We start from the raw sequence: 12,797 nt of genomic DNA on the forward strand, positions 1-12,797 counted from the left end.
GGAAGCACAAAACCGCGCGGGAGACGGCCTCCCGCGCGGTCGTGTGTCCGTACGTCAGACCTTGACGGGTTCCCGCGCCTCGGGGAGGTCGTCGGTGTCGTCCGCGTCGCCGGCCGCCGGGGCGTGGTCGTCGACCAGGGTCTGCTCGTCGAACGGCACCCGCCCGGCGAGGACTTCAGCCACCCGCACCTTGTCGATCTCCTTGGTCCAGGTGCCGACGAGGACGGTGGCGACGGCGTTGCCCGCGAAGTTGGTCAGGGCGCGGGCCTCGCTCATGAAGCGGTCGATGCCGACGATCAGGCCGACACCGTCGACCAGTTCGGGGCGGTGCGACTGGAGGCCGCCGGCCAGGGTGGCGAGCCCGGCGCCGGTGACGCCCGCCGCGCCCTTCGAGGCGATGATCATGAAGACGAGGAGGGAGACCTGCTCGCCGACCGAGAGCGGGTTGCCCATCGCCTCGGCGACGAAGAGCGAGGCCATCGTCAGGTAGATGGCGGTGCCGTCCAGGTTGAAGGAGTAGCCGGTCGGGACGGTGATGCCGACGACGGGCTTGCTCACGCCCAGGTGCTCCATCTTGGCGATGAGGCGCGGCAGCGCCGACTCGGAGGAGGAGGTGGAGAGGATCAGCAGGAACTCCCGGCCCAGGTACTTCAGCAGCGTCAGGATGTTCACCCCCGCCACCAGCCGCAGCAGGGCGCCGAGGACGACGAAGACGAAGACGGCACAGGTGAGGTAGAAGCCGACCATGATGACGGCGAGGGACTTCAGCGCGTCCACGCCCGTCTCGCCGACCACGGCGGCGATGGCGCCGAAGGCGCCCACCGGGGCGACCCACATGATCATCGCGAGGATGCGGAAGACCAGGCGCTGGATGTGTCCGATGCCGCGCAGCACCGGCTCACCGGCCCGGCCCATGGCCTGGAGCGCGAAGCCCGCGAGGAGCGCGACGAGGAGGGTCTGGAGGACCTCGCCCTCGGTGAAGGCCGAGACCAGTGTCTTCGGGATGATCCCGAGGAGGAAGTCGACGGTGCCTTCGCTCGCCCCCGACGCCTGCTTCTCACCGGCTGCGGCGACCTCGTCCGTCAGGCGCAGGCTGGCGCCCGGCTCCAGCAGGTTGCCGACGACCAGGCCGATGGCGAGGGCGACGGTCGACATGACCATGAAGTAGCCCAGCGCCAGTCCGCCGACCGCGCCGACCTTGGCGGCCTTGCGCACCGAGCCGACGCCCAGCACGATCGTGCAGAAGATGATCGGCGAGATCATCATCTTGATCAGGTTCACGAAGCCGGTACCCAGTGGCTTGAGCTCGACGGCCACGCCGGGGGCGGCGAACCCCACGGCGATGCCGAGTACGACCGCCGCGATGACGGCCAGATACAGATAGTGGGTACGGTCCCGTCGTGCGGCCACGGGGTCCTCCTCGGTGAGTCGCTCCACTGTCCCTGTGGATCCCCGAGACCATCTCTCACCTTGTGAGGGCGGTCACCGTTGCGTACCTTTCGTTCACACATTTTCGGACAGGCAGACTGAGCCCATGCGCCTCTCGCACACCCGCCCCCGCAGCCTCGCCGGCCAGCTCTTCGCGATGCAGGTCGTGCTGGTGGCCGCGATCGTGGCGGGGTGCGCGCTCTTCGCGTACGTGGACGACCGCGGCCAGGCGGAGGAGACCGCGCGCCGGCAGGCGACGGCGACCGCGACGGCGGTCGCCCGCTCCCCCGCGGTCGTCGAGGCGGCCCGCTCGGCCGACCCGACCGCCGCCCTCCAGCCGTACGCCGCCTCCCTGGTCGGCGAACCGGGAGTGACCTTTGTGACGATCATGGCGCCGGACGGGACGCGCTGGACGCATCCCGAGCCGGACCGGATCGGCAAGAAGTACCTGGGGCACATCGAGGAGGCGCGGCGTGGCGCGACGTACTCCGAGACCTACAAGGGAACGCTGGGGCGCTCGGTGCGGACGGTGACGCCGGTGTACGACCGGGGCGAGGTCGTCGCGCTGGTGAGTGCGGGCATCACCGTCGACCGGATCAGTGAGCAGCTGCGGGGGCAGGTCACCGCGCTGCTCGGGATGGCGGGCGCGGCGCTGGCGCTCGGCGGCGTCGGTACGTATGTGATCAACGCGCGGTTGCGGCGGCACACGCACGGCATGAACGCCGCGGAGCTGAGCCGGATGCACGACTACCACCAGGCCGCGTTGCACGCGGTGCGCGAGGGTCTGCTGATGCTGGACGGGCAGCGGCGGATCGCGCTGGTCAACGACGGGGCGCGCGAGCTGCTGGGGCTGGACGAGGACGCGGTGGGCACGCCCGTGGCGGAACTGGGCCTGCCGGTGTCCCTGACCGGGGCGCTGCTGGCCGCCGAGCCGCGGGTGGACGAGCTGCACCTGACGGCCGATCGCGTGCTGGTGGTGTCCACCCGGCCGGTGGTGGGCGGGGAGCGGCGCGGGACGGTGGTGACGCTGCGGGACCACACGGAGTTGCAGGCGCTCTCGGGTGAGCTGGACTCGGAGCGCGGGTTCACGCAGGCGCTGCGCTCCCAGGCGCACGAGGCGGCGAACCGGCTGCACACGGTGGTGTCGCTGATCGAGCTCGGGAGGGTCGAGGAGGCGGTCGGGTTCGCGACGGCGGAGCTGGAGCTGGCGCAGGTGCTGACGGACCGGGTGGTCGACGCGGTCGCCGAGCCGGTGCTGGCGGCGCTGCTGCTGGGCAAGGCGGCCCAGGCGAACGAGCGGGGCGTGGAGCTGGTGCTGACGGAGGACAGCCGGATCGACGACGGTGTGCTGCCGCCGACGCTCCCGGCGCGTGACCTGGTGACGATTCTCGGCAACCTGATCGACAACGCCCTGGAGGCCGCCCAGGGCAGCCGGGTCTCGCGGGTCACGGTGACCGCGCGGGCGGACGAGGGCGCCGGTGAGCTGCTGCTGCGGGTCGCCGACTCGGGTCCGGGCGTCGGCCACGACGACCACGACGCGGTCTTCGAACGCGGCTGGTCCACCCGCGGCCCGGGCCGGGGCCTCGGCCTCGCACTCGTCCGCCAGGCCGCCCAGCGGGGCCGCGGCGTCATCGAGCTGGGCCACGGCCCGGACGGGGGCGCGGAGTTCACGGTCCGGCTGCCCCTGGGACCGGGGGCGGTGGGGGGCACTGGTGCGGCGGAGACAACCGGGGCCGCTGGCGCCGCCGGGACGGTCGCCGCCACCGGGGCGGCAGGGGGTGCCGGTGCGGCAGCGGGTGCCGGGGTGACGCGGGGCACTGGTGCCGCTGCTGCCACCGGGGTGGCGGAGACGACCGGCGCGGCGGACGTCGGCGGGGCCACTGGTGCCGCCGGGGCCGCTGCTGCCACCGGGGTGGCGGAGACGACCGGTGCGGCGGACGTCGGCGGGGCCACTGGTGCCGCCGGGGCCGCTGCTGCCACCGGGGTGGCGGAGACGACCGGTGCGGCGGACGGCGGCGGGGCCACTGGTGCCGCTGGTGCCGGCGGGGCGGGCCGGGCGGCAGGACCGGTGCGGGCCGCCGGGGCGGCGGAGGCGGCCGGGGTGGGCCAGGCACCGGCACCGGTGCGGGCCGCCGGGGTGGCGGGGCGCGACGGGCCGGGAGAGTGCGGCCGGGTCGCGGGGGTGGCGTCGTGACGGCGGCGACCGGGCCGTCCATCAGAGTCCTGGTCGTCGAGGACGACCCCGTCGCGGCGGACGCGCACGCGCTGTACGCGGGGCGGGTGCCGGGGTTCACCGTGGTCGGGGTGGCCCACTCGCGCGCGGCGGCCGGGCGGCTGCTGGAGCGTACGGCGGTCGACCTGATCCTCCTCGACCTGTACCTGCCCGACGGGCACGGTCTGCACCTGCTGCGGTCGTTGCGTGCCGCCGGGCACCACGCCGACGTCATCGCGGTCACCTCCGCCCGCGACCTGGCGATCGTGCGCGAGGGCGTCTCGCTCGGCGTCGTCCAGTACGTACTGAAGCCGTTCACCTTCGCGACCCTGCGGGACCGCCTCACCCGGTACGCCGAGTTCCGCGCGGCCGCCGGTGAGGCGTCCGGCCAGGAGGAGGTGGACCGGGCGCTGGCCACCCTGCGTACGCCGCAGCCCGCCGCCCTCCCCAAGGGCCTGAGCGCACCGACGCTGACCGCCGTCACCCGTACCCTCCGCGAGTCGGCCACCGGGCTGACGGCCACCGAGGCCGGGGCGGCCGTCGGTATCTCGCGGATCACCGCCCGCCGTTACCTGGAGCACCTGGTGACCGCCGGGCAGGCCGAGCGCAGCCCGCAGTACGGCCACGTCGGGCGCCCGGAGCTGCAGTACCGGTGGGTGACACCCGGCGCCCGGGCACGGTAAATTACCGACAGGTAGGGCGCTAGCGGGCGCATCTGGACGTTCCTACGACATTTGGCCTTGGGTGAACGCACCGTAGCCAAACGTGACCCTGTGCATCTACCTTGTGCGCGTGCACTCTCCCCCGTCTCCACCGTTCAACGCCCTCGCCGCGCGCCGACTGCGTGAGGCGCTGGGAATGGCCCCTGCCCACGTCGCGTACGGCCTGCGCGCCCAGTACGGCCTCGGTGTCCCTCCCGAAACGGTGATCGCCTGGGAACGCGGCGTGGCCGCTCCCGACGCGCGCGAGCTCACCGCCCTCGCCGGCGTCCTGTGGTGTTCGCCCGGCGAACTGCTGGCCGCAGCCACGACCCTGCGCGAGCACCGCATCGCCCGGGCCATCGCGCCCGAGGACCTCGCCCGCCGGGTCGGCCTCGACCTCAAGGCGTACCTGCGCATGGAGGAGTCCGGCCGCTGGCGCGGCAACGAGCGCCAGACCGCCGCGCTCGCCGAGGCGCTGTCCCTCGGGCCGCGCGAGCTCATCCAGGCCACGGGCCGCGACGAGGAGCTGGCGGACCTGCTGCGCAGCGCGGCGACGACGCGCTGGCAGGCGTACGTGAAACCGGCGGCCAAGCTGCTGCCGATGGACCGCGGCCACCTGGAGGACGTGCTCCAGCAGCTGCACGCCGACTACCAGTCGCGGATGGTGGCGACGAACAGCTGGGGCTCCGACGTGACCGGCGACAGCGGCGGCCAGGCGGGCCGGGAGTACCTGGCGCGGATCGTGGAGCACTTCTGGGAGCTGGCCCGGCTGTGACTCACCGGCGGTCGAAGCTGAACAGCTGACCCGCGCCGGTGTCGTCGTCGCACGCGCGCTGGACGACGTCCGTCCACGGCTCGGCCGAGGCGTCCCGTACCTCCAGGCACAGCTCGGAGTGCGCCGACCGGATGCGGTAACCCTGGGCGGGGTCCGGGAAGGGCTCGATACGGAACGCCTCGCGCGGGCCCCGCTTGCCGCACTCCTGGTCCATGAGCGGCGCGCCGTCCTGCTCGACGGCCTCCACGGGGATGCCGGAGCAGCCGGGCCCGTAGTCGGGGTGGTCCGAGTGGAGCCGCCACAGCCCGCCGCTCAGCGGTACGAGGGAGTAGCGCGGCACGACCGCCCCGGCGCACGGCACCTGGTACACCTGGCCGCTCCGCTGCCCCCGCCGCTCGTTCAGGCACAGGCCCGAGTGGACCGCCCGTACGTCCACGCTCCCGGCGGCTGGCGCGGTCACCCGGGCGGCCCGCTGCCGTACGTGGTCGGTGTCGTCGCCCCGGACGAACGCCACCACCGAGAGGGCGGCGATCACGAGCGCGAGGACGGCCACGACCGGCACGAGCACCCGCCACCGCGTCCGCCGGGGTCCGGGCGCCGGCGTCCCGGCGTCGGTTCCGCGCCCGTCCGCGGCCGGGGCGAGGGACCCGGCATCGCCCGCCGCCGCGGCCTCGCGTCCCGCCCCGGAGCGCCCGAAACCGCTGGAACCGCCGGAGCCGGAGCCCCCGGCGTCGGCACCGGCGTCGGCACCGGCACCGGTGCCCGCATCCGCCCCGGGCCGAGCGGAACCGTCCGGCACCCCCGCCCCGCCGGCCCCCTCACCCACTCCCCCGGCCGCGGCCGCGGCGCCGGCGTAATACCCCCGTACCGCGAGTTCCTTCCGGACCGTCAGCCAGTTCTCCAGCGCCTCCGGGCCGGCGCCGCACGCGCGGACGAATGCCGTGAGCAGTTCCTCGCGCGGCACCGTCGTACGCGCGAGCATGTTCCCGACCGTGGAGCGGGGCAGGACGTCGCCGACCGCCTCCGCACGGGAGGAGAGTTCGCGGTAGGTCAGGCCCGACCAGTCCTTGAGGGCCTGGAGCCGCTCGATGAACCCGGCGGGGTCGTGCGCCTCCCGGGGGTCGGGAGCCAGTTCCCCGTCGGCCATGCGCCACCCTCCCTCTCCCCGTTCCGCCCCTGGGGCGGAGTTGGGACATGTCCCGGACAGGCACAAGCCTTGTTGAATCCGCGAACCGGCTCAAGAGTGGAAACCGGCAATTCCGGTGGGGGCTGGGACTGCCACGGGGGAAGGCGAACGGCCTTGATCGTCAGCGGGGGAGGCGATCAAGGCCGCTCGCGGGCACGGAGGCGGAAGGCCAGGACGTCAGAAGACCGACTCCGCCTCGTACATCCGGTTCTCGGGCACCGTCTTCAGCTGCGTGACCGCCTCGGCGAGCGGGACCATCACGACGTCCGTGCCGCGCAGCGCCGTCATGTTGCCGAACTCCTTGCGGTGCGCCGCCTCCACCGCGTGCCAGCCGAAGCGGGTCGCGAGGACGCGGTCGTACGCGGTCGGCACACCGCCCCGCTGGACGTGGCCCAGGATGACCGGTCGGGCCTCCTTGCCGAGCCGCTTCTCCAGCTCCACGGCGAGCCGGTTGCCGATGCCCTGGAAGCGCTCGTGGCCGAACTGGTCGATGGCGCCCTTGGCGTACTCCATCGATCCCTCGGCCGGGTGGGCGCCCTCCGCGACGCAGATGACGGCGAACTTCTTGCCGCGCGCGAACCGCTCCTCGACCATCTTCACCAGGTCGTCGACCTCGAAGGGCCGTTCGGGCAGGCAGATGCCGTGCGCGCCGCCGGCCATGCCGGACTCCAGGGCGATCCAGCCGGCGTGCCGGCCCATCACCTCGACGACCATCACCCGCTGGTGGGACTCGGCGGTGGTCTTGAGACGGTCTATGGCCTCCGTCGCGACCATCACGGCCGTGTCGAAGCCGAAGGTGCGGTCGGTCGAGGAGATGTCGTTGTCGATGGTCTTCGGTACGCCGACGACGGGCATCCCGGCGTCCGACAGCATCCGGGCGGCGGTCAGTGTGCCCTCGCCGCCGATGGGGATGAGGACGTCGATCCCGTACCGCTTCTGCAACTCCTCGCAGTTCTCGGCGGCTTCCTGCAGCCGGGCGCGCTCCAGGCGCGCGGAGCCGAGGATGGTGCCGCCGCGGGCGAGGATGCCGCTGACCGCGTTGAGGTCGAGGGGGCGGTAGTGGCCGTCGAGCAGGCCCTTGAACCCGTCCTCGAAGCCGATGACCTCGTCGCCGTGGCCGGTCATGGCCCGGTGCACGACCGACCGGATCACTGCGTTCAGGCCGGGGCAGTCGCCGCCTGCGGTGAGAACTCCGATGCGCATCGTGCTGTGTCTCCTGCTCGGTAGTGGTACGGGTGAGCCTTCCCGAATTGTCCCACGGCAGGCGGTCGGCTCGGGTTCACGCCGCCCGCGCCGAAGGGCTTCCGTACCCGGGTTCCCCCGTCTTCGCAGGCCAGACGCCCGGGGGGCGCCCTACCCAGCCGCAGAGGTATTGTCAAGAGGGCATTGCCACCCTCATGGGCTTTTTTATTCACACGTTCATTCGATGATCGACATTCGACGGGAGAGCTTGCGTGGCGCGCAGCGTGTACGTGACCGGGATCGACCGCGGGGACGGCCGGCAGGTCGTGGAGCTGGGAGTCATGGAGCTCCTGACCCGCCAGGTGGACCGCGTGGGGGTGTTCCGGCCGCTGGTGCACGACGGTCCCGACCGCCTCTTCGACCTGCTGCGGGTGCGCTACCGGCTGTCGCAGGCCCCGGCCACCGTCTACGGCATGGACTACCAGGAGGCGTCCGCGCTCCAGGCGGAGAAGGGCACCGACGAGCTGGTCGCGCAGCTGGTCGAGCGGTTCCACCGGGTGGCGCGGGACTACGAGGTGGTGCTGGTGCTCGGCACCGACTTCCACGCCACGCAGCTGCCCGAGGAGCTGGCGCTGAACGCCCGGCTCGCCAATGAGTTCGGCGCCTCGGTCATACCCGTGGTCGGCGGCAAGGGCCAGGACGCCGACGCGGTGCGCGCCGAGACGCGCAACGCGTTCCGGGCGTACGAGAGCCTCGGCTGCGACATCCTCGCCATGGTCGCCAACCGGGTGGCGCCCGAGGACCGCGACGCCCTCGCCGAGCGCCTCGCCGCCCGGCTGCCCGTCCCCTGTTACGTGCTGCCCGACGAGCCGGCGCTGTCCGCGCCCACGGTCGCGCAGATCCGCCAGGCGCTGGGTGCGGACGTGGTGCTGGGCGACGACTCGGGGCTGGCGCGCGACGCCCTGGACTTCGTCTTCGGCGGCGCCATGCTGCCGAACTTCCTCAACGCCCTGACGCCCGGCTGCCTGGTCGTCACCCCCGGCGACCGCGCCGACCTGGTGGTGGGCGCGCTGGCCGCGCACTCGGCCGGGACGCCGCCGATCGCGGGCGTACTGCTGACCCTGAACGAGCGGCCGAGCCGGGAGATCCTCACCCTGGCGGCGCGGCTCGCGCCCGGCACCCCGGTGCTGTCGGTGAGCGGCAACAGCTTCCCGACGGCCGCCGAGCTGTTCTCGCTGGAGGGCAAGCTGAACGCGGCGACGCCCCGCAAGGCGGAGACCGCGCTCGGGCTGTTCGAGCGGAACGTGGACACCGGCGACCTGCTGAAGCGGATCTCGGTGGCGCGCACCGGCCGGGTCACGCCGATGATGTTCGAGCACGACCTGCTGGAGCAGGCGCGGGCGGACCGGCGCCGGGTGGTGCTGCCGGAGGGCGCGGAGGAGCGGGTGCTGCGCGCCGCCGACGTCCTCGTACGCCGCGATGTGTGCGAACTGACGCTGCTGGGTGACGTGGAGGCTATCCGCAAGAAGGCCGCGGACCTCGGCATCGACCTGAAGGACACCCAGCTGATCGACCCGTCGGCGAGCGAGTTGCGCCAGCGCTTCGCGGAGCGGTACGCCGAGCTGCGCGCCCACAAGGGCGTCAGCGTGGAGCTGGCGTACGACGTGGTGTCGGACGTCAACTACTTCGGCACGCTGATGGTGCAGGAGGGCCTGGCCGACGGCATGGTGTCGGGCTCGGTGCACTCCACGGCGGCGACGATCCGCCCGGCCTTCGAGATCATCAAGACGAAGCCGGACGCGCGGATCGTGTCGTCCGTCTTCTTCATGTGCCTGGCCGACAGGGTGCTGGTGTACGGCGACTGCGCGGTCAACCCGGATCCGAACGCGGAGCAGCTCGCGGACATCGCCGTCCAGTCGGCGGCGACGGCCGCCCGGTTCGGGGTGGAGCCGCGGATCGCGATGCTGTCGTACTCGACGGGTACGTCGGGCTCCGGCGCGGACGTGGACAAGGTGCGCGAGGCGACGAAGCTGGTGCGCGAGGCGCACCCGGAGCTGAAGATCGAGGGCCCGATCCAGTACGACGCGGCCGTCGAGCCGTCCGTCGCGGCGACGAAGCTGCCGGGCTCGGAGGTGGCGGGCCAGGCGACGGTGCTGATCTTCCCGGACCTGAACACCGGCAACAACACGTACAAGGCCGTGCAGCGCTCGGCGGGCGCCGTGGCCGTCGGACCGGTCCTCCAGGGCCTGCGCAAGCCGGTCAACGACCTGTCGCGCGGCGCGCTCGTCAGCGACATCGTGAACACGGTCGCGATCACCGCGATCCAGTCCCAGCAGAAAGCAACGCACTCGTGAGCAACCCCGTGAGCAACGTGAACACCGCCTCCCGTGTCCTCGTCCTCAACTCCGGCTCGTCGTCCGTGAAGTACCAGTTGCTCGACATGCGTGACGGCGCGCGCCTGGCGGTCGGTCTGGTGGAGCGGATCGGTGAGGAAACGTCCCGCCTGGTCCACACGCCGCTGGCCGGCGGGGAGCAGCGCGAGCGTACGTCCGCGATCGCCGACCACGAGGCGGCGCTGAAGGCGGTCGCGGAGGAGCTGGCGGCGGACGGGCTGGGCCTGGACTCGCGGGAGCTGGCGGCGATCGGGCACCGGGTGGTGCACGGCGGGCTGAAGTTCTCGGCGCCGACGGTCATCACGGACGAGGTCCTCGCCGAGATCGAGCGCCTGGTCCCGGTCGCGCCCCTCCACAACCCGGCGAACATCACGGGCATCCGTACCGCCCAGGCGCTGCGCCCGGACCTTCCCCAGGTGGCGGTGTTCGACACGGCGTTCCACACGACCATGCCGGAGTACGCGGCGCGGTACGCGATCGACGTCGAGACCGCGGACGCGCACCGTATCCGCCGCTACGGCTTCCACGGCACGTCGCACGCGTACGTCTCCCGCAGGGTCGCGGGGCTGCTGGGCAAGGACCCGTCCGAGGTGAACGTGATCGTGCTGCACCTGGGCAACGGCGCGTCGGCGTCGGCGGTGTCGGGCGGCCGGTGCGTGGACACCTCGATGGGGTTGACCCCCTTGGAGGGGCTGGTGATGGGTACCCGCTCCGGCGACGTCGATCCGGCGGTCGTTTTCCACCTGAAGCGGGTGGCCGGAATGTCGACCGATGAGATTGATGTCCTGCTGAACAAGAAGAGCGGATTGGTGGGGCTTTGCGGCGACAATGACATGCGTGAGATCCGCCGGCGGATCGATGCGGGCGACGAGCGGGCGCGGCTCGCGTTCGACATTTACATCCACCGGCTGAAGAAGTACATCGGCGCTTATTACGCGGTGCTCGGCCGGGTGGACGCGGTGGCGTTCACGGCGGGTGTCGGTGAGAACGCGGCCCCGGTGCGGGAAGCTGCCGTCGCGGGCCTGGAGGAGCTGGGCCTGGCGGTGGACGCGGGCCTCAACGCGATCCGCTCGAAGGAGGCGCGGCTGATCTCGCCCGAGTACGCGCGGGTGGCGGTGGCGGTGGTGCCGACGGACGAGGAGCTGGAAATCGCGCAGCAAACCTACTCACTGGTCCACGACTGAGCGGACCCGCGCCCATTTGTACATTCCACCAGACGGAATATTCCGCAGTGAAACAAACCGATAGGATCCGCCTTATGCGCCGTTCCAAAATCGTCTGCACACTGGGCCCCGCCGTCGACTCGTATGAGCAGCTGAAGGCTCTCATCGAGGCCGGTATGAACGTGGCCCGCTTCAACATGAGCCACGGATCCCACGCTGAGCACGAGGAGCGGTACCACCGTCTCCGCCAGGCGGCCGAGGACACCGGCCGGGCAGTGGGTGTCCTCGCCGACCTCCAGGGCCCCAAGATCCGTCTGGAAACGTTCGCCGAGGGGCCGGTCGAGCTGGTCCGCGGGGACGAGTTCACTATCACCACCGAGGACGTCCCCGGTGACAAGTCCATCTGCGGTACCACCTACAAGGGCCTGCCCGGAGACGTCTCCAAGAGCGACCAGATCCTGATCAACGACGGCAACGTCGAACTGCGCGTCATCGAGGTCGACGGCCAGCGCGTCAAGACGATCGTCGTCGAGGGCGGGGTCATCTCCGACCACAAGGGCATCAACCTGCCGGGCGCCGCCGTGAACGTCCCGGCCCTGTCCGAGAAGGACGTCGAGGACCTGCGCTTCGCGCTGCGGATGGGCTGCGACCTGGTCGCCCTGTCCTTCGTACGCGATGCCAACGACGTCAAGGACGTCCACAAGGTGATGGACGAGGTCGGCCGCCGGGTCCCCGTCATCGCCAAGGTGGAGAAGCCGCAGGCCGTCGAGAACATGCAGGACGTCGTCATGGCGTTCGACGGTGTGATGGTGGCCCGTGGCGACCTGGCCGTCGAGTACCCGCTGGAGCGGGTGCCGATGGTGCAGAAGCGCCTCATCGAACTGTGCCGCCGCAACGCCAAGCCGGTGATCGTGGCGACCCAGATGATGGAGTCCATGATCACCAACTCGCGCCCCACCCGCGCGGAGGCGTCCGACGTCGCCAACGCGATCCTGGACGGCGCGGACGCGGTCATGCTGTCCGCCGAGTCCTCGGTCGGCGCCTACCCGATCGAGACCGTCAAGACGATGTCCAAGATCGTCACGGCGGCGGAGGAGGAGCTCCTCTCCAAGGGCCTCCAGCCCCTGGTCCCCGGCAAGAAGCCCCGCACCCAGGGCGGCTCGGTCGCCCGCGCGGCCGCCGAGATCGCGGACTTCCTGGACGGCAAGGCCCTCATCGCCTTCACCAAGTCCGGCGACACCGCCCGCCGCCTCTCCCGCTACCGCGCCCAGCAGCCGATCCTCGCCTTCACGACGGAGGTCTCCACCCGCAACCAGCTCACCCTGAGCTGGGGCATCGAGTCCTTCGTGGTCCCCCACGTCGACAACACCGACGCGATGGTCGACCTCGTGGACGCGGAGCTGCTGAAGCTCCAGCGCTACAACGAGGGCGACACCATGGTCATCACCGCCGGCTCCCCTCCGGGCGTCCCCGGCACCACCAACATGGTCCGGGTCCACCACCTGGGCGGCCAGTCCGCCTCTTGAGGTTTTCCCCATGTGGGCCGCATCTTCCGTACGCGGAGGGTGCGGCCCACCGGCATACTGGCGGGTAATCGCTCTTCCCACCGCAGCGACCGGCATGCGATGATCGCCCGGCCTTCGGGGGGAAGGCGGGGGACCGTGCGTGTGGAGAGCGCACGTAGCCAGGGACGCCGCACTGACCAGCGGCCCCTTCCAGTCGACCACCACGCATCCATGCGGCATGCCCCAACGCCT

8 protein-coding genes and 1 pseudogene are annotated in these 12,797 nt (G+C 71.9%); 6 read left to right on the top strand and 3 right to left on the bottom strand.

Features of this window, described 5'->3' with window-relative positions; all coding sequences use genetic code 11:
• Positions 1 to 54 precede the first annotated feature (54 nt).
• On the bottom strand, positions 55 to 1,410 hold the full coding sequence (locus tag BKD26_RS31945; RefSeq protein ID WP_107418071.1) for a cation:dicarboxylase symporter family transporter: 1,356 nt from the start codon (positions 1,408 to 1,410) through the stop codon (positions 55 to 57).
• Positions 1,411 to 1,534: 124 nt separating this feature from the next.
• Here BKD26_RS31945 and BKD26_RS31950 point away from each other — a divergent pair.
• From BKD26_RS31950 to BKD26_RS31960, 3 genes and pseudogenes are all read left to right on the top strand, one after another.
• Positions 1,535 to 3,115: pseudogene (locus BKD26_RS31950) on the top strand (ATP-binding protein); the annotation flags it as partial.
• A gap of 503 nt (positions 3,116 to 3,618) precedes the next feature.
• Entirely contained in the window at positions 3,619 to 4,323 is a 705-nt protein-coding gene (locus BKD26_RS31955) for a response regulator (protein ID WP_084905618.1), read from the top strand.
• A gap of 109 nt (positions 4,324 to 4,432) precedes the next feature.
• Positions 4,433 to 5,116 carry a helix-turn-helix transcriptional regulator gene (locus BKD26_RS31960; RefSeq protein ID WP_107418072.1) on the top strand — a complete coding sequence of 228 codons (684 nt, stop codon included), beginning with the start codon at positions 4,433 to 4,435 and terminating at the stop codon, positions 5,114 to 5,116.
• A gap of 1 nt (position 5,117) precedes the next feature.
• Here BKD26_RS31960 and BKD26_RS39475 read toward each other — a convergent pair whose 3' ends face one another.
• Complete coding sequence (locus BKD26_RS39475) at positions 5,118 to 6,263, bottom strand: helix-turn-helix domain-containing protein (RefSeq protein WP_107418066.1); 1,146 nt, start codon at positions 6,261 to 6,263, stop codon at positions 5,118 to 5,120.
• 216 nt (positions 6,264 to 6,479) lie between these two features.
• Complete coding sequence (locus BKD26_RS31970) at positions 6,480 to 7,505, bottom strand: ATP-dependent 6-phosphofructokinase (protein WP_084905510.1); 1,026 nt, start codon at positions 7,503 to 7,505, stop codon at positions 6,480 to 6,482.
• 251 nt (positions 7,506 to 7,756) lie between these two features.
• Here BKD26_RS31970 and pta point away from each other — a divergent pair, with 251 nt between their 5' ends.
• From pta to pyk, 3 genes are all read left to right on the top strand, one after another.
• Positions 7,757 to 9,838: a phosphate acetyltransferase gene (gene pta / locus BKD26_RS31975; protein WP_084905512.1), complete on the top strand. Its 2,082-nt coding sequence runs from the start codon at positions 7,757 to 7,759 to the stop codon at positions 9,836 to 9,838.
• Complete coding sequence (locus tag BKD26_RS31980; RefSeq protein ID WP_241518953.1) at positions 9,835 to 11,061, top strand: acetate kinase; 1,227 nt, start codon at positions 9,835 to 9,837, stop codon at positions 11,059 to 11,061. The genes pta and BKD26_RS31980 overlap by 4 nt, the downstream gene beginning before the upstream one ends.
• A gap of 74 nt (positions 11,062 to 11,135) precedes the next feature.
• A complete protein-coding gene (pyk, locus tag BKD26_RS31985; RefSeq protein ID WP_084905514.1) occupies positions 11,136 to 12,566 on the top strand; it encodes a pyruvate kinase in 1,431 nt (476 codons plus the stop codon).
• Positions 12,567 to 12,797 lie beyond the last annotated feature (231 nt).

This window comes from Streptomyces sp. CB03238, from assembly GCF_002099185.1.
In the GTDB taxonomy this organism is placed as follows: domain Bacteria; phylum Actinomycetota; class Actinomycetes; order Streptomycetales; family Streptomycetaceae; genus Streptomyces.

Excerpts from the sequence above, each read along its gene's own strand:
- pyk (WP_084905514.1), top strand. The coding sequence starts at position 11,136 with ATGCGCCGTTCCAAAATCGTCTGCACACTGGGCCCCGCCGTCGACTCG.
- BKD26_RS39475 (WP_107418066.1), bottom strand. The coding sequence starts at position 6,263 with ATGGCCGACGGGGAACTGGCTCCCGACCCCCGGGAGGCGCACGACCCC.
- BKD26_RS31970 (WP_084905510.1), bottom strand. The coding sequence starts at position 7,505 with ATGCGCATCGGAGTTCTCACCGCAGGCGGCGACTGCCCCGGCCTGAAC.